32 protein-coding genes are annotated in these 16,175 nt (G+C 36.5%); all 32 read left to right on the plus strand.

Features of this window, described 5'->3' with window-relative positions:
- Positions 1-436 precede the first annotated feature (436 nt).
- Complete coding sequence (rpsJ, locus tag F8154_RS05875; RefSeq protein WP_151860679.1) at positions 437-757, plus strand: 30S ribosomal protein S10; 321 nt, start codon at positions 437-439, stop codon at positions 755-757.
- A gap of 103 nt (positions 758-860) precedes the next feature.
- Positions 861-1,493 carry a 50S ribosomal protein L3 gene (gene rplC, locus F8154_RS05880; RefSeq protein WP_151860680.1) on the plus strand — a complete coding sequence of 211 codons (633 nt, stop codon included), beginning with the start codon at positions 861-863 and terminating at the stop codon, positions 1,491-1,493.
- Positions 1,494-1,519: 26 nt separating this feature from the next.
- Positions 1,520-2,143: a 50S ribosomal protein L4 gene (gene rplD, locus F8154_RS05885; RefSeq protein WP_151860681.1), complete on the plus strand. Its 624-nt coding sequence runs from the start codon at positions 1,520-1,522 to the stop codon at positions 2,141-2,143.
- Positions 2,143-2,433 (plus strand): 50S ribosomal protein L23, encoded by a 291-nt coding sequence (rplW, locus tag F8154_RS05890; protein WP_151860682.1) that lies wholly within the window; start codon positions 2,143-2,145, stop codon positions 2,431-2,433. Before rplD ends, rplW begins: the two co-directional genes overlap by 1 nt.
- Before the next feature lie 35 nt (positions 2,434-2,468).
- Positions 2,469-3,299: a 50S ribosomal protein L2 gene (rplB, locus tag F8154_RS05895; RefSeq protein ID WP_151860683.1), complete on the plus strand. Its 831-nt coding sequence runs from the start codon at positions 2,469-2,471 to the stop codon at positions 3,297-3,299.
- Positions 3,300-3,348: 49 nt separating this feature from the next.
- Positions 3,349-3,630: a 30S ribosomal protein S19 gene (rpsS, locus tag F8154_RS05900; protein WP_151860684.1), complete on the plus strand. Its 282-nt coding sequence runs from the start codon at positions 3,349-3,351 to the stop codon at positions 3,628-3,630.
- Between the two features lie 29 nt (positions 3,631-3,659).
- Complete coding sequence (rplV, locus tag F8154_RS05905; protein ID WP_151860685.1) at positions 3,660-3,992, plus strand: 50S ribosomal protein L22; 333 nt, start codon at positions 3,660-3,662, stop codon at positions 3,990-3,992.
- 18 nt (positions 3,993-4,010) lie between these two features.
- A complete protein-coding gene (gene rpsC / locus F8154_RS05910; RefSeq protein WP_151860686.1) occupies positions 4,011-4,727 on the plus strand; it encodes a 30S ribosomal protein S3 in 717 nt (238 codons plus the stop codon).
- A gap of 33 nt (positions 4,728-4,760) precedes the next feature.
- Complete coding sequence (gene rplP, locus F8154_RS05915; RefSeq protein WP_151860687.1) at positions 4,761-5,204, plus strand: 50S ribosomal protein L16; 444 nt, start codon at positions 4,761-4,763, stop codon at positions 5,202-5,204.
- Complete coding sequence (gene rpmC / locus F8154_RS05920; protein WP_151860688.1) at positions 5,194-5,397, plus strand: 50S ribosomal protein L29; 204 nt, start codon at positions 5,194-5,196, stop codon at positions 5,395-5,397. The genes rplP and rpmC overlap by 11 nt, the downstream gene beginning before the upstream one ends.
- Before the next feature lie 34 nt (positions 5,398-5,431).
- Positions 5,432-5,686 (plus strand): 30S ribosomal protein S17, encoded by a 255-nt coding sequence (gene rpsQ, locus F8154_RS05925; RefSeq protein ID WP_151860689.1) that lies wholly within the window; start codon positions 5,432-5,434, stop codon positions 5,684-5,686.
- A 26-nt stretch (positions 5,687-5,712) separates the two neighbouring features.
- Complete coding sequence (gene rplN / locus F8154_RS05930) at positions 5,713-6,081, plus strand: 50S ribosomal protein L14 (RefSeq protein WP_151860690.1); 369 nt, start codon at positions 5,713-5,715, stop codon at positions 6,079-6,081.
- An 18-nt stretch (positions 6,082-6,099) separates the two neighbouring features.
- Complete coding sequence (rplX, locus tag F8154_RS05935) at positions 6,100-6,411, plus strand: 50S ribosomal protein L24 (RefSeq protein WP_151860691.1); 312 nt, start codon at positions 6,100-6,102, stop codon at positions 6,409-6,411.
- A 28-nt stretch (positions 6,412-6,439) separates the two neighbouring features.
- Entirely contained in the window at positions 6,440-6,979 is a 540-nt protein-coding gene (rplE, locus tag F8154_RS05940) for a 50S ribosomal protein L5 (protein ID WP_151860692.1), read from the plus strand.
- A gap of 19 nt (positions 6,980-6,998) precedes the next feature.
- Entirely contained in the window at positions 6,999-7,184 is a 186-nt protein-coding gene (locus F8154_RS05945) for a type Z 30S ribosomal protein S14 (protein ID WP_151860693.1), read from the plus strand.
- Positions 7,185-7,206: 22 nt separating this feature from the next.
- Entirely contained in the window at positions 7,207-7,605 is a 399-nt protein-coding gene (gene rpsH / locus F8154_RS05950) for a 30S ribosomal protein S8 (RefSeq protein ID WP_151860694.1), read from the plus strand.
- 29 nt (positions 7,606-7,634) lie between these two features.
- A complete protein-coding gene (gene rplF, locus F8154_RS05955; RefSeq protein ID WP_151860695.1) occupies positions 7,635-8,174 on the plus strand; it encodes a 50S ribosomal protein L6 in 540 nt (179 codons plus the stop codon).
- Between the two features lie 19 nt (positions 8,175-8,193).
- Positions 8,194-8,556 (plus strand): 50S ribosomal protein L18, encoded by a 363-nt coding sequence (rplR, locus tag F8154_RS05960; protein WP_151860696.1) that lies wholly within the window; start codon positions 8,194-8,196, stop codon positions 8,554-8,556.
- 18 nt (positions 8,557-8,574) lie between these two features.
- Positions 8,575-9,081 (plus strand): 30S ribosomal protein S5, encoded by a 507-nt coding sequence (rpsE, locus tag F8154_RS05965; protein WP_151860697.1) that lies wholly within the window; start codon positions 8,575-8,577, stop codon positions 9,079-9,081.
- 12 nt (positions 9,082-9,093) lie between these two features.
- Positions 9,094-9,276, plus strand: a complete 183-nt coding sequence (gene rpmD / locus F8154_RS05970) for a 50S ribosomal protein L30 (protein WP_151860698.1) — start codon at positions 9,094-9,096, stop codon at positions 9,274-9,276.
- Positions 9,277-9,294: 18 nt separating this feature from the next.
- Entirely contained in the window at positions 9,295-9,738 is a 444-nt protein-coding gene (gene rplO, locus F8154_RS05975; protein WP_151860699.1) for a 50S ribosomal protein L15, read from the plus strand.
- 1 nt (position 9,739) lies between these two features.
- Positions 9,740-11,020, plus strand: coding sequence for a preprotein translocase subunit SecY (secY, locus tag F8154_RS05980; protein WP_151860700.1), 1,281 nt, complete (start codon positions 9,740-9,742; stop codon positions 11,018-11,020).
- A 57-nt stretch (positions 11,021-11,077) separates the two neighbouring features.
- Complete coding sequence (locus F8154_RS05985; protein ID WP_151860701.1) at positions 11,078-11,728, plus strand: adenylate kinase; 651 nt, start codon at positions 11,078-11,080, stop codon at positions 11,726-11,728.
- Entirely contained in the window at positions 11,728-12,474 is a 747-nt protein-coding gene (gene map / locus F8154_RS05990; protein ID WP_151860702.1) for a type I methionyl aminopeptidase, read from the plus strand. Before F8154_RS05985 ends, map begins: the two co-directional genes overlap by 1 nt.
- A 22-nt stretch (positions 12,475-12,496) precedes the next feature.
- Positions 12,497-12,781 carry a KOW domain-containing RNA-binding protein gene (locus F8154_RS05995; RefSeq protein ID WP_207706851.1) on the plus strand — a complete coding sequence of 95 codons (285 nt, stop codon included), beginning with the start codon at positions 12,497-12,499 and terminating at the stop codon, positions 12,779-12,781.
- Between the two features lie 17 nt (positions 12,782-12,798).
- Entirely contained in the window at positions 12,799-13,017 is a 219-nt protein-coding gene (infA, locus tag F8154_RS06000) for a translation initiation factor IF-1 (protein WP_151860703.1), read from the plus strand.
- A gap of 18 nt (positions 13,018-13,035) precedes the next feature.
- Positions 13,036-13,149, plus strand: a complete 114-nt coding sequence (rpmJ, locus tag F8154_RS06005) for a 50S ribosomal protein L36 (protein WP_151860704.1) — start codon at positions 13,036-13,038, stop codon at positions 13,147-13,149.
- A 183-nt stretch (positions 13,150-13,332) separates the two neighbouring features.
- On the plus strand, positions 13,333-13,704 hold the full coding sequence (rpsM, locus tag F8154_RS06010; protein ID WP_151860705.1) for a 30S ribosomal protein S13: 372 nt from the start codon (positions 13,333-13,335) through the stop codon (positions 13,702-13,704).
- A gap of 22 nt (positions 13,705-13,726) precedes the next feature.
- Positions 13,727-14,125: a 30S ribosomal protein S11 gene (rpsK, locus tag F8154_RS06015; protein WP_151860706.1), complete on the plus strand. Its 399-nt coding sequence runs from the start codon at positions 13,727-13,729 to the stop codon at positions 14,123-14,125.
- Between the two features lie 23 nt (positions 14,126-14,148).
- Positions 14,149-14,772: a 30S ribosomal protein S4 gene (gene rpsD / locus F8154_RS06020; protein ID WP_151860707.1), complete on the plus strand. Its 624-nt coding sequence runs from the start codon at positions 14,149-14,151 to the stop codon at positions 14,770-14,772.
- Positions 14,773-14,835: 63 nt separating this feature from the next.
- Complete coding sequence (locus tag F8154_RS06025) at positions 14,836-15,783, plus strand: DNA-directed RNA polymerase subunit alpha (protein ID WP_151860708.1); 948 nt, start codon at positions 14,836-14,838, stop codon at positions 15,781-15,783.
- A 25-nt stretch (positions 15,784-15,808) separates the two neighbouring features.
- Complete coding sequence (rplQ, locus tag F8154_RS06030; RefSeq protein ID WP_151860709.1) at positions 15,809-16,147, plus strand: 50S ribosomal protein L17; 339 nt, start codon at positions 15,809-15,811, stop codon at positions 16,145-16,147.
- The last annotated feature ends 28 nt before the right edge of the window (positions 16,148-16,175 follow it).

Consider the following 16,175-nt stretch of genomic DNA (forward strand, 5'->3'; position numbering starts at 1 on the left):
TAGGCTTTACCATTTGATGGATTGGTATAGGCACTTTTTCGTGTATCTTTTTCCTTGTGACGTGTATCTGGAGTAGTTGCAAGCATTATCGAGTAATTACAAGTCTTAAAAGAGTGACAGATTTAGAAGAAGAGAAAATCTCTTCTTCTAAATTTTCATTAAAAGAGATTGTAAAAAACCCTTGAAAAAACATAAAAAATAGCTTGAAATATTGATCCATATGATATAAAATATATTAGTGTGTGTTAGAGACCGCGATGAAGCGAAAGGTTGCTAATAAGGGAATTTTCGCTGAGAATGTCTTGATCTAGGAATCGGGCGACAAGACTATTAATCTGTTTCGATTTTAAAAAAATATCAACACACCCGGAACAGTGTATAATGGTCTTCGTTGCACGTAAAAGAAATCACGTGCGATGAAAAGGAGGGGAATTAAATGGCTACAAGTAAAGGTAATCAAAAAATTAGAATCAGGTTAAAGGCATATGATCACAAGGTGTTAGATCAATCGGCAGAAAAGATTGTTGAAACTGCAAAAAGAAGTGGTGCAGACGTTTCTGGTCCAGTACCATTACCAACTGAGAAGCAAATAATTACTATTTTGCGAGCAGTTCACAAATACAAGGATTCTAGAGAACAGTTCGAAATGAGAACCCATAAAAGACTTATTGACATTTTGAATCCAACACCTAAAACTGTTGATTCATTAATGAGACTTGATTTACCAGCAGGCGTTGATATTGAAATTAAGCTTTAAAAACGTCGGCTCAACTAAGATAAAGAGATGGTTTTGATTCATCCTATCTTAGTATGATTATACGGATAGTGTAATCCGCTGTAAGATTATAGGAGGTGTAAAGATGAAGGGATTAGTAGGTAAGAAAATTGGAATGACTCAAATATTCAATGAAAATGGCTTAGTTATTCCTGTAACAGTTATTGAAGTAGAACCTAATGTGGTAACACAAGTAAAAACTGTTGAAAAAGATGGATATAATGCTTTACAGATTGGTTACGGAGGAATAAAGGAAAAAAACGTTACCAAGCCATTAAAGGGACACTTTAACAAAGCTGGAGTGGCAAACAAGAGATTAATTAAAGAATTCAAGGTGGAAAATCCTTCTGAATTTACTGTAGGGCAAGAAATTAAGGTGGATTTGTTTAAGACAGGTGATAAAGTGGATGTTACTGGAATATCTAAAGGTAAAGGGTTCCAGGGTGTAATCAAGAGACATGGACAAAGTAGAGGCCCAGAAACTCATGGTTCAAGATACCACAGAAGACCAGGTTCTATGGGAGCAACATCTACCCCAGGACGTGTTTTCAAAGGCAAAAAGCTACCTGGACAAATGGGTAATGTCAAAATAACAGTCCAAAATCTTGAAATAGTAATGGTTGACCCAGATAAAAATGTACTTTTAGTAAAAGGTGCTGTACCAGGACCTAAAAAAGGTCTTTTAACCATTAACGAAACTATAAAGCAAGGGAAATAATCTAACTACAGAAAGGAGGATTCAACATGCCTAAAGTAGCTGTATATAATGTATCAGGACAACAGGTAGGCGAAATGGAGTTAAACGACAACGTCTTTGGCGTTGAAGTGAACCAACATGTTCTTTATGAGGTTGTTAAAAACCAATTAGCCAATAAAAGACAAGGAACACAGTCTGCAAAGACTAGATCTGAAGTACGAGGTGGCGGAAGAAAGCCATGGAGACAAAAAGGAACAGGAAGAGCGCGTCATGGTACCATCCGTTCTCCACTATGGACCGGTGGAGGTGTTGTATTTGCACCAAAACCTAGGGATTATAGATACACATTACCAAAGAAGGTTAGAAGACTTGCAATGAAGTCTGCACTATCTTCAAAGGTAAACAACAACGAAGTGATTGTTTTAGATGAGCTAAACCTAACAGTACCTAAAACAAAGGATATGGTTAACATCCTAAGCAATTTAAATGTTGAGAAAAAAGCACTTATTGTAATGGGTGAAAAGAATGAAGCAGTAATCAGGTCTGCCAACAACATTCCAGGAGTGCAAACAACACTTATAAATACACTTAATGTATATGACATTTTAAAGTATGACATGTTTATTATTACTAAGGACGCTGTTCAAAAAGTGGAGGAGGTGTACGCATAATGACGAATCCACATGATATCATTATAAGACCATTAGTTAGTGAGCAAAGTATGGAATCAATGGCTGACAAAAAATACACATTTGTGGTGGATAAAAAAGCAAATAAGACAGAAATAAAAAAAGCTATAGAGAAAATATTTGGTGTTAAGGTTGAAAAGGTTAATACAATGAACATGACAGGTAAATACAAGAGAATGGGTAAAAATATTGGTAAAAGACCTGACTGGAAAAAGGCTATCGTACAATTGAAGCCTGACAGCAAAGAAATTGAATTCTTTGAAGGTATGTAATAGATAGACTTGAATGATGAAGGAGGGAAATCGTAATGGCTATCAAAAAATTTAATCCTACTTCACCAGGTATTAGACAAATGACAGTTTCTAAATTTGAAGAGATCACAAAGGTAGAGCCTGAAAAATCATTGATAGAGACTTTAACTAAATCTGGTGGTAGAAATACACACGGTAAAATTACTGTTCGTCATCGAGGTGGCGGTGCCAAGAGAAAATACAGAATAATAGATTTCAAAAGAAATAAAGACGGTGTTAAAGCAAAGGTTGCTTCAATAGAATACGATCCAAATAGAACTGCAAATATAGCATTATTAAACTATGTGGACGGAGAAAAAAGGTACATTATAGCTCCCAACGGACTAAAGGTGGGAGATGTTGTAGAATCAGGCCCTGATGCTGATATCAAGCCAGGAAACTGCCTGCCACTAAAAAACATTCCTGTAGGTACAGTTGTTCATAATATTGAAATGAAGCCTGGTAAAGGTGGACAAATTGCTAGAGCAGCTGGTAATGCAGCACAATTAATGGCTAAGGAAGGTAAAAATGCATTATTAAGACTACCTTCTGGAGAAATTAGATATATAAGCATCGAATGTAAGGCTACTGTTGGTCAGGTAGGAAACCTAGATCACGAAAACATTACCATTGGTAAAGCAGGAAGAAAAAGACATATGGGTATCAGACCTACAGTAAGAGGTTCTGCAATGAATCCTAATGATCATCCACACGGTGGTGGTGAAGGTAGAGCACCTATTGGAAGACCATCTCCTGTAACACCATGGGGTAAGCCAGCTCTTGGCTACAAAACCCGTGATAAGAAGAAGGCTTCTAATAAGTTTATTGTATCAAGAAGGAAGAAATAATATAGTTAATTAATCCTGTTTCGGAACATTACTGAAGGGAGGAAAAGAAATGAGTAGATCAGTTAAAAAGGGCCCCTTTATTCACAAAGGACTTTTTAAGAAGATAGAAGAAATGAATAAAGCTGGTGAGAAAAAGGTGATCAAGACATGGTCTAGAGCATCTACTATATTCCCCAATATGATAGGACATACAGTTGCTGTACATGATGGAAGAAAGCATGTACCAGTATATGTTACTGAAGATATGGTGGGACACAAGCTAGGTGAGTTCGCCCCAACAAGAACTTATAGAGGACATGACGACGACGATAAGTCATCTAAGAGAAAATAAGATTCTTAATTTAGAAAGGAGGTCATATAGTGGAAGCAAAAGCAATCACTAGATACGTTAGAATAGCTCCAAGAAAAGCACAGCTGGTAGTAGATGTTGTTAGAGGCAAAAGCGTTGATGAAGCCTTAGCAATTTTAAAGCTTACTCCAAAGGGTGCTGCCCCTGTTGTATATAAATTAATTCATTCTGCAGCTGCAAATGCTGAGAATAATCATAATATGGATCGTGAAAAGCTGTATGTAGCAGAAATTTATGCTAATCAAGGTCCAACCATGAAGCGTTTCAGACCTAGAGCTATGGGACGTGCATCAACCATTAGAAAAAGAACTTGCCATATAGGAGTAGTATTAAAAGAAAAATAAGATTAAGGAGGGAAAAGAATGGGTCAAAAAGTAAACCCCCATGGGCTAAGAGTTGGAATTATTAAAGACTGGGACACTAAATGGTATGCCAACAAAAAAGACTTTTCTGCTTTCCTGTTGGAAGATCATAAGATCCGTAAATATATAAAAGAAAAGCTTTTTCTTTCTGGCATCTCTAAAACAGAAATAGAAAGAGCAGCAAATAATAGAGTAAAGGTTAACATCCACACTGCTAAGCCTGGTATGGTAATAGGAAAAGGTGGGCAAGGAGTAGAAGATGTTCGTGCAGATATAGAAAAGCTAACTAAAAAGCAAGTAATTGTAAATGTTGTAGAAGTTAAGAGACCCGATATAGACGCTCAGCTGGTTGCAGAAAACATAGCTTTTTCATTAGAAAGAAGGGTATCCTTTAGAAGAGCAATGAAGCAAGCAATGCAAAGGGCAATGAGGGCTGGTGCAAAGGGTATTAAGGTTTCAACATCAGGCAGACTAGGTGGAGCAGAAATGGCTCGTACCGAAGGCTATAGTCAAGGGAATGTTCCATTACACACATTAAGAGCAGACATTGATTATGGATTCCACGAAGCCACAACAACATATGGTAAGCTAGGTGTTAAGGTATGGATATACAAGGGTGAAATCTTACCTACTAAAGGAAGAGCTGTTGCAGAAGAAACAGCCGTTAATAATAGAGGAGATAAACCACAAAGAGGAAGAAAAAGAGATTCAAAATAGTCGTCTGATCCGACAGGAAGGAGGAAATTTCACATGTTAATGCCTAAAAGAGTTAAACGGAGAAGAGTCCATAGAGGCAAAATGGCTGGTCAAGCTACTAGAGGCAACAAGGTTTCATATGGAGAATTCGGATTAATGGCAATGGAACCTGCTTGGATTACTTCAAATCAAATTGAAGCTGCCCGTATTGCCATGACCAGATCAATAAAAAGAGGGGGTAAAGTTTGGATTAAAATATTCCCTCATAAACCAGTAACAAAAAAGCCTGCTGAAACCCGTATGGGTGCTGGTAAAGGTTCACCAGAGTTTTGGGTTGCAGTTGTAAAGCCTGGTAGAATTATGTTTGAGATCGCAGGAGTTTCAGAAGAAAAGGCTAGAGAAGCTATGAGATTAGCAATGCACAAATTACCAATAAAGTGTAAGTTTGTAACACGTCAAGAACAAGAAGCAAAGGGTGGTGAAGCTGATGAAAGCTAATTCATTAAGAGACATGACAGATGTTGAATTAAATCAAAAGATGTTAGACTTAAAAAGTGAATTGTTTAATTTACGTTTCCAGTTAGCAACAGGCCAGCTTGAAAACCCTTTAAGAATTCGTACGGTTCGTAAGAATATTGCTAGAATTAAAACGATTATTCGGGAAAGAGAAATCAAGCAAATTAAGGCTTAAATACTGATAAAGGGTAAGAAGGGAGGCCATTTCTGTGGAAAGAGCGCTTAGAAAGACCAGAGTAGGTCGTGTAGTAAGTGATAAAATGGATAAAACAATTGTTGTTTTAGTTGAAGATTTTGTTCGTCATCCGCTATACGGTAAAGCGGTTAAGAGAACTAAGAAGTTTAAAGCCCATGATGAAATGAACGAGTGCGGTTTAGGCGATCGCGTTAGAATTATGGAAACAAGACCTTTATCTAAGGATAAAAGATGGAGACTTGTTAAAATTGTTGAAAAAGCTAAATAGTTTTTTAACTGGAAGGAGGGTTTTAGATGATCCAACAAGAGTCAAGGCTAAAGGTTGCAGACAACTCAGGTGCTAAAGAGTTACTTTGCATTCGCGTATTAGGTGGAACAAAAAGGCGATATGCTAGAGTTGGTGATGTAATAGTTTGTTCTGTTAAAAGTGCAACACCAGGCGGAGTTGTAAAAAAAGGTCAAGTAGTTAAAGCGGTTGTTGTTAGAACAACTTCAGATATAAAACGAAAAGATGGTTCCTATATTAAATTCGATGAGAATGCAGCAGTTATAATTAAAGAGGATAAGCAACCTATGGGAACACGTATCTTTGGACCAGTGACAAGAGAATTAAGAGATAAAGATTTTATGAAAATAGTATCGTTAGCTCCAGAAGTATTATAATCAAGGAGGTGTCACAGAATGCGTATCAAAAAAGGTGATACAGTAGTAGTTATTACCGGCAAAGACAAAGGTAAGAAGGGAAAGGTACTACAGGCGTTTCCGAAGCAAGACCGTGTTATTGTCGAAGGTGTAAATATGATATCTAAACACCAAAAGCCGACTCAACAGGCTCAAAAAGGTGGAATAATCAATAGAGAAGCTCCAGTTCATGTGTCTAATGTAATGGTTTTTGATAAAAAAGCTGGAAAAGGTGTTAGAGTAGGTTATAAGACACTTACAAATGGCGAAAAGGTAAGAGTAAGCAAAAAGACAGGTGAAGAAATAGATTAATGTCCTATGAAGGGAGGTATAATGCTTAATGGCTAGATTAAGAGAAAAGTATTCAAATGAAGTAATGCCAGCATTAATGGAAAAGTTCGCATATAAAAATGTAATGGAAATACCAAAGCTAGAGAAAATTGTTATAAATATGGGTATCGGCGAAGCTAAGGATAACTCTAAAGCCCTTGAAGCAGCCGTAAAGGAGTTAGAAATTATTTCAGGACAAAAGCCTTTAATAACAAAGGCAAAAAAATCAGTTTCTAACTTCAAATTACGTGAAGGAATGCCAATAGGTGCAAAGGTTACCTTAAGAGGCGATAAAATGCTTGAGTTTGCTGATCGTTTAATAAATATAGCACTTCCGAGGGTAAGAGACTTTAGGGGTGTGAGTGTAAATGCATTCGATGGTAGAGGAAACTATGCTCTAGGAATAAAGGATCAATTGATTTTCCCAGAAATTGAGTATGATAAGGTGGAAAAGGTACGCGGAATGGACATCATTTTCGTAACAACATCACAAACAGATGAAGAGTGTCGTGAACTATTGAAATTACTTGGAATGCCTTTTGCCAAGTAAGGATAGGAGGGAAAATGTAGTGGCAAAGAAATCGCTAAAGGTAAAACAACAAAGAAAGCAAAAATATAGAACGAGAGAATACACAAGGTGTAATATCTGTGGAAGACCTCATTCGGTTTTAAGAAAGTTTGGTATCTGCCGTATTTGTTTTAGAGAATTAGCCTATAAAGGGCAAATACCTGGTGTTAAAAAAGCCAGCTGGTAGAATTGGAGAGGAGGTAAATAATATGACAATGACAGATCCGATTGCAGACATGCTGACTCGCGTAAGAAATGCAAATGCAGTTAAACATGAGACAGTGGACGTTCCTGCTTCAAATATTAAAAAAGAAATAGCCAACATTCTATTGAATGAAGGTTTTGTTAAAGGGTTTGACATCATTGAGGACGGTAAACAAGGAATCCTTAGAATTCAGTTAAAGTACGGAAAAAACAGTGAAAAAGTAATTACCGGAATCAAGAAAATATCAAAGCCTGGGTTAAGAGTATATGCAAAAAAAGATGAAATACCAAGAGTACTAGGCGGACTAGGAATTGCAATTATCTCAACTTCTAAAGGAGTTGTAACTGACAAAATAGCTAGAGCTGAAGGCGTTGGTGGAGAAGTAATTGCTTACATCTGGTAGTCGTAATAATCATATAAGGAGGTGCAATTATGTCAAGAATAGGTGTTAAGCCAATAGAAGTTCCTCAAGGTGTAGACATTAATATTGACGATAAAAATTTTGTTACTGTAAAAGGACCATTAGGTACCCTTTCAGAGCAAATTCATCAAGATATTGAAATTAAAAAAGAAGATAAAATAGTAACTGTTGTTAGACCAACTGAAAATAAAAAGCATAAATCACTTCATGGTTTATCAAGAAGCCTGATTTCTAATATGATCCAAGGTGTGACCAAGGGCTATGAAAAGAAGCTGGAGCTTGTAGGAGTAGGTTATCGTGCAAATAAGCAAGGAAAGAAGCTTGTTTTAACATTGGGCTACTCACATCCAATTGAAATGGTAGATCCAGATGGTATCACAGTTGAAGTGCCATCTCAAACAGAGGTTATTGTTAAGGGAATTGATAAGCAGAAGGTAGGAAACTATGCTGCAAAAATCAGAGAAAAGAGAAAGCCAGAGCCATATAAAGGCAAGGGAGTTAAATACGCTGGCGAAGTAATCAGACGTAAAGAAGGTAAAACAGGTAAGTAATTGAAAGGAGTGAAATAAGTTGTTTAAGAAGGTAAGCAAAAACCTTACAAGGAAAAAAAGACATAAAAGAGTCCGCAGCAAAGTATTTGGTACTCCTGAACGTCCAAGATTAAATGTATACCGTAGCTTAACAAATATCTACGCTCAAATCATAGATGATGTTGCTGGCAAAACATTGGCTGCTGCCTCTAGCATTGATTTAAAGGATCAAGTTACTCAAAAAGGTAATAAAGAAGCTGCAAAATTGGTAGGAGAATTGGTTGCAAAAAGAGCCCTTGAGAAAGGCATTGAAACGGTAACCTTCGATAGAGGCGGTTATATTTATCACGGTAGAGTAAAGGCCTTGGCTGAAGGTGCAAGAGAAGCAGGATTAAAGCTTTAATAAGAAGGAGGGAAATAGATGCGCAATAAGCTAATAGATGCAAGCCAACTTGATATAAAAGAACAAGTTATAGATATTAGACGTGTTACAAAGGTTGTTAAGGGTGGTAGAAACTTCAGATTCGCAGCCCTTGTTGTTGTTGGTGATGAGAATGGTTTTGTTGGTGTTGGTTCTGGAAAAGCAATGGAAATTCCAGATGCTATTCGTAAAGGTATTCAAGATGCTAAAAAGAACTTAATACAAGTACCCATCGTAGGCACTACCATTCCACACGAAGTAATTGGACATTTTGGAGCAGGAAATGTGTTAATTATGCCTGCTAAGGAAGGTACTGGTATTATTGCTGGTGGCCCAGTTCGTGCAGTATTAGAGCTAGCTGGCTTAAAGGATGTAAGAGCAAAATCTCTTGGAACTAATAACTCAAGAAATATGGTTAATGCTACAATGGACGGATTAAAGCAATTAAAGAGAACGGAAGAAGTAGCAAGACTAAGAGGTAAATCCGTAGAAGAACTCTTAGGTTAGGAGGGCGTATCCATGGCGAAAACACTCAAAGTTAAATTAAAAAGAAGCTTAATTGGTAGATTACCAAAGCAAAAAAAGACCATAGAAGCATTAGGTTTAAGAAAAATTGGTCAAGTGGTTGAAATACCAGATAATCCTCAAAGCAGAGGAATGATTGAAGCGGTTAAGCACATGATAGAAGTAAGCGAAATGTAATTGAAGGAGGTGTAAGACATGAAGCTACATGAACTAAAACCTGCTGCAGGTGCCGTAAAGAAGAAAAAAAGAAAAGGTAGAGGTACTGGTAGTGGACTTGGTAAAACTGCTGGTAGAGGTGCCAACGGTCAAAATGCACGTAGCGGTGGTGGTGTAAGACCAGGGTTTGAAGGAGGACAAATGCCTCTTATTAGAAGAATTCCTAAAAGAGGTTTTACAAATATATTCAAGAAGCAATATAATATACTAAATGTAGAAGACTTAAATGTATTCGAAAATGGAACAGAAGTTACAGTTGAATTTTTAAAGGCAAATGGTAATATTAAAAAGATAGAAAAAGATGGACTAAAAATATTAGGTGATGGTAACCTAGAAAAAAATCTAACAGTAAAGGCGCAAAAATTTACAAAGGCGGCTATTGAGAAGATTGAAGCTGCTGGAGGAAAGGCAGAGGTGATTTAAGGTGATTGCAACCTTAAGAAATGCTTGGAAAATTCCTGATTTAAGAAGCAAAATCCTTTTTACCCTTATGATGCTGGTCATCTTTAGGCTAGGCTCTGTTATTCCAGTCCCTGGGATAAATATTGACTATGTAAAGAATATAGTTGATAATGCTGGATTACTTTCATTCTTTGACTTGTTTTCTGGTGGAGCATTTGGTAACATGACGATTTTTGCCCTTAGTATCACACCTTATATTACAGCATCCATTATTATGCAACTCCTTACTATTGCTATTCCTCGATTAGAAGAATTAGCAAAGGAAGGAGAGGAAGGTCGAAAGAAAATTGCCCAGTATACTAGATATGCAACTGTGGTACTGGCTTTAATTCAAGCATCTGGAATTACCCTTGGTCTTTTTAGAGGGGCACTTGTAGATAGAGATGCATTCAGCCTTACAGTTGTAGTACTGACATTGACAGCAGGTACTGCATTTTTGATGTGGTTAGGTGAACAGATAACAGAAAAAGGAATTGGCAATGGCATTTCACTCCTCATTTTTGCAGGTATTGTTTCAACTGTACCAGATGGTGTGTTTAGAACCTTCATGCTTTTAAGAGCAAATGAATTATCAATAGTATCAGTAATAGTATTCTTAGCTATTGCAGTTGTAATAGTTGCAGGAGTAGTTGCTATTCAAGAGGGAGTTAGAAAAATTCCAGTACAATACGCAAAGCGTGTTGTTGGAAGGAAAATGTACGGAGGGCAAAGCTCACATATTCCCCTAAAAGTTAATCAATCTGGGGTAATTCCTGTAATCTTTGCAATGTCATTACTAGCTTTCCCACAAACTATTGCTTTTTTCTTTGGGCAAGACACAGGCTTTGCAATATTTGTGAGTAACTGGTTATCACCCAATAGTCCGTTAATCGGTGGTGTAATTCTTTATTCACTGATAAGTGCAATCTTAATTATATTCTTTACCTATTTCTATACAGCAATAACCTTTAATCCAACGGAGATTGCTGCAAACATGAAGAAATATGGTGGGTTTATTCCTGGAATCAGACCAGGTAAGCCAACATCAGATTATTTAAATAAAGTATTAAATAGAATTACTTTAGCAGGGGCAGTTTTCTTAGCTACAATTGCTCTTTTACCAACTGTTATTATGAATGTTACAGGTATGCAAATGGGTTTTGGAGGCACTCCTCTACTAATCGTTGTTGGTGTTGCATTAGAGACCATGAAACAAATTGAAGCACAAATGTTAATGAGACATTATCAAGGCTTCCTAAAATAAAAGGACACATGGGGTAAACACCCCATGAACCTAATCTTCATACCGGGAGATGGTAAAATGAGAATTATTTTAATGGGACCTCCAGGTGCTGGTAAAGGTACACAGGCAGTGACCATAGCAAATCATTTCAATATACCACATATATCTACTGGAGATATATTTAGATATAATATTAAAGAAGGAACAGAGCTTGGAAAAAAGGCTAAGTCCTTCATGGATAAAGGCCTGTTGGTGCCTGATGAAATTGTTGTTGCAATAGTTGAGGATCGTTTAAAGAAGGATGATTGTCAAAATGGCTTTTTACTTGACGGTTTTCCAAGAACAGTTCCCCAAGCTGAAGCCTTAGATGAAGCCCTAGATAACATGAAGGTAAGTCTTTCAAAGGTAATAAACATCAATGTTGATAAGCAAATACTAATCGATCGAGCTGTAGGAAGAAGAATATGTAAAGACTGTGGTGCAACATATCATGTGAAGTTTAATCCTTCAGCTTCAGGTGTAGCATGTGAAAAGTGTGGAGGCAGCCTTTATCAAAGAGATGATGATAACCAAGAAACTGTTTCAACTAGGATAGAAGTATATTTAAAAGAAACACTGCCATTAATTGAGTATTATAAAAAAACTGGGAAACTAGTAGAAATTGATGGTCAAAAGGAAATTGATAAGGTCTTTGATGATATTGTAAATGTGTTAAGGAGAGACCAATAATGATTTATATCAAGTCTCAACAGGAACTACAAATCATGCGAGAGGCTGGAAAAATTGTTGCTGAGACCCATGAAATACTTCGAAATGCAATTAGACCAGGAATTACAACTAAAGAATTAGATGAAATTGCAGAAACCTATATTTTAAAACGAGGTGGCACTCCTGCATTTAAAGGATATGGAGGATTTCCAGCTAGCATATGTTCCTCAATTAATCATGAGGTAGTACATGGTATTCCAGGATTAAAAAGGTTAGAAGATGGCGATATTATTAGTATAGATATAGGGGTACTCTTTAATGGCTACTATGGTGATGCTGCCAAAACCCATGGAGTAGGTAAAATAAGTGAAGGTGCTCAACAGTTAATTGATGTAACTAGACAATGCTTTTATGAAGGAATTAAATATGCTAAAGAAGGCTATCGACTATCTGATATATCCCATAGTATTCAAGCATATGTTGAAGAACGTGGATTTTCAGTTGTTAGAAACTTTGTAGGACATGGAATTGGCACAAAAATCCATGAAGAGCCACAAATACCTAATTACGGACCTCCAGGGAAAGGACCTAGGCTAAAGGCAGGAATGGTTTTAGCTATAGAACCTATGATAAATATGGGAACCTATGAGGTAAAGGTATTAGCAGATGGCTGGACTGTAGTCACCCTAGATGGTGAATACTCCGCCCACTATGAGCATACAGTTGCAGTTACTAACAACGAGCCTGAAGTTTTAACAGAGCTTTAATCCAGGCAAATGAGGTGACATTTTGGAAATAAGTGATTTTAATATAGGGCAATTAGTTCGCTCAACTAAAGGCAGAGATAAAGGTCGTATTTTTGTAATAGTAAGGGTTTTAGATGATGAGTATGTTTTAATTGCAGATGGCGACCTAAGAAAAATTGATAAACCCAAAAAGAAGAAAATCAAACATCTAGCAAAAATCAATGTCATTTCTGAAGAAATAAAGGAAGCATTATACAATGATAAAAAAATCAATAATGCCTTTATTAGAAAAGAGCTAGAAAGATTGGGAGTTAATTCCCGAGATTAAGGAGGTTTGATTGCTAAATGTCAAAGCAAGACGTAATAGAGGTGGAGGGTGTTGTTAAAGAGGCCTTGCCCAATGCCATGTTTATAGTACAGCTAGAAAATGGGCATGAAATCTTAGCACATATATCAGGCAAGTTAAGAATGAATTTCATCAGAATACTACCTGGAGATAAGGTAACAGTTGAGCTATCTCCATACGATTTAACCCGTGGTAGAATAACCTGGAGAAAGAAGTAGTTGAGGAGGGATTAAACAATGAAGGTAAGACCATCTGTCAAACCAATTTGTGAAAAATGCAAAATAATCAAGAGAAAAGGTAAAGTAATGATAATTTGTGAAAATCCTAAGCATAAGCAAAAACAAGGATAATTACAAAAACATACTAGAACTCTCAGATAATTAATGATATAATATAACATTGTGATAATTAGTTTACGGGTGCGGCTGCTTCAGTGAAAACTGAGTTCCGTAAACTAAAGCATTATAAATAACTAAATGTTAAAGAATTGCATGAAAATATGAGGTAAAGTGAATTAGGAGGTGTAAAGTTTTATGGCCAGAATTGCTGGTGTAGACTTACCAAGAGACAAAAGAGTAGAAATTGGATTAACGAATATATATGGTATTGGCAGAAGAACTTCCAATAGTATTTTAGCAGCAGCAGGTATTAATCCTGATACAAGAGTTAAGGATTTAACTGAAGAAGAGATTAATGGCTTAAGAAAAGTAATTGATGCCAACCATCATGTTGAAGGTGATTTAAGAAGAGAAATTGCATTAAACATCAAAAGATTAAAGGAAATTAGATGCTATAGAGGAATTAGACATATTAAAGGCTTACCTGTTAGAGGACAAAAGACTAAAACCAATGCTAGAACACGTAAAGGTCCTAAGAAAACAGTTGGTCGTAAGAAGAAAAAATAATGGGTAAGGAGGGATTATCAAAATGGCTAAAGTAGCAAAAAAGAAAACCACCCGTAGAAGAAAAGAACGAAAAAATATAGAACGTGGTCAAGCTCATATCCAATCAACCTTTAATAATTCGATTATTACTTTGACTGATATGAAAGGTAATACTATTGCTTGGGCCAGTGCTGGACAATTAGGGTTCAAGGGTTCTAGAAAATCAACTCCCTTCGCTGCCCAAATGGCTGCAGAAACAGCTGCTAAAACAGCTATGGAGCATGGTTTAAAGTCAGTAGAAGTATTTGTTAAGGGTCCTGGAGCGGGTAGAGAAGCTGCTATTCGATCATTACAGGCATCAGGTCTTGAAGTGAGTTCAATTAAAGATGTAACTCCAATACCTCATAATGGTTGTAGACCACCGAAACGCAGAAGAGTTTAATAAGGATTAGGAGGTGTGTAATAATGGCAAGATATACAGATGCAGTATGCAGATTATGTCGTAGAGAAGGTATGAAATTATATCTAAAAGGTGATAGATGTTATTCAGATAAATGTGCAATAAACAAGAGAAATGTACCACCAGGACAACACGGACTTAGCCGTAAAAAGCTTTCAAACTATGGAATCCAGCTAAGAGAAAAGCAAAAAGCTAAAAGATTCTATGGAGTGCTAGAAACACAATTTAGAAAGTATTTTGAAATGGCTGACAAGCAAGCTGGTATTACAGGCGAAAACCTGTTAAGGATATTAGAATCTCGTCTTGATAATGTAGTATATCGTTTAGGACTAGCTACATCAAGGGCAGAAGCTAGACAGCTGGTAGTTCATGGACACTTTACAGTTAACGGTAATAAGGTTGATATACCTTCATACTTGGTAAGTATAGGTGATTCAATTGCAGTTAGAGATAAATCAAGAAGTTCAGAGAAGTTCAAAGCAATAGCAGAAAACTTTAACGGAACTGTGCCAAATTGGTTATCTGTTGATATGGAAAAGTTAGAGGGGAAAATTGTTTCATTGCCTTCAAGAGAAGATATTGATTTACCAATAGCAGAAAACCTAATTGTAGAGTTATATTCTAGATAATAATCAATTGGAATCAGTTACCCTCGTTAAAATAGCGAAAAGAATTAAAGGAGGGTTTATAGAATGATAGAAATGGAAAAACCGAAGGTTGATATTGTAGAAATTAATGATGATAATACTTATGGGAAGTTTGTTGTAGAGCCACTAGAAAGAGGGTATGGAACTACCCTAGGAAATTCTCTACGAAGAATTATGTTATCATCTTTACCAGGGGCTGCTGTAACATCTGTTAAGATTGATGGTGTTCTACACGAATTCTCAACTATACCAGGTGTTAAAGAGGATGTTACCGAGATTATACTAAATCTAAAGGATTTGTCATGCAAGCTACACAGTAATGAGGCTAAAACAGTTCGCATAGAAGCAGTAGGGGAAGGAACTATTACAGCAGGAGATATTATTGCAGATGCTGATGTAGAAATTCTAAACCCAGATATGCATATAGCCACACTAGATAGCGATGCAAAGCTAAATATGGAGATTTACATCACCAATGGAAGAGGCTATATATCTTCTGAAAACAATAAAACTCCAGGAATGCCTATAGGTATAATACCAGTGGATTCTATCTTTACCCCAGTAAAAAAGGTGAGTTATTCAGTAGAAAACACTCGTGTTGGGCAGGTAACCGACTATGACAAGTTAATAATTGATGTATTTACTGATGGAAGCATAAAGCCTGATGAGGCTGTATCCTTAGCAGCTAAAATAATGAATGAGCACTTAAATTTGTTTATTACTTTAACTGAACATGTTAATGATGTAGAAATTATGGTTCAAAAAGAAGAAGACAAGAAGGAAAAAGTGCTGGAAATGACCATTGAAGAGCTAGATTTATCTGTACGTTCCTATAATTGTCTAAAGAGGGCTGGAATAAACACAGTTGAAGAGCTTACTCAAAAGTCAGAGGAAGATATGATGAAGGTAAGAAATCTTGGGAAGAAGTCTTTAGAAGAGGTACAAAAGAAATTAGCAGAATTGGGCTTAGGACTAAGACCAAGTGATGAGTAAACTAAGAAGGTAAGGAGGTATCGACATGCCATATCGTAAGCTAGGTCGTGAATCTGGACATAGAAACCTCATGCTAAGAAACCTGGTAACAAGTTTAATTAAGCATGGAAGAATAGAAACAACAGAATCAAGAGCAAAAGAAACAAGAAAGCTAGCAGAAAAAATGATCACACTTGCAAAACGAGGTGATCTTCATGCTAGACGTCAAGTACTATCCTATATGACAGATGAAACTGTTGTAAAAAACCTATTTGATGAAGTAGCACCAAAGTATCAAGAGAAAGCAGGGGGATATACCCGTATAATGAAGCTTGGTCCTCGTAGAGGAGACGCTGCGGAAGTTGTAATTATAGAATTAGTATAGAAGAGATGGGAGGGATTAAGTGTTGTAC

Source organism: Alkaliphilus pronyensis (assembly GCF_009017275.1).
Taxonomy (GTDB): Bacteria; Bacillota; Clostridia; order Peptostreptococcales; family Natronincolaceae; genus Alkaliphilus_C; species Alkaliphilus_C pronyensis.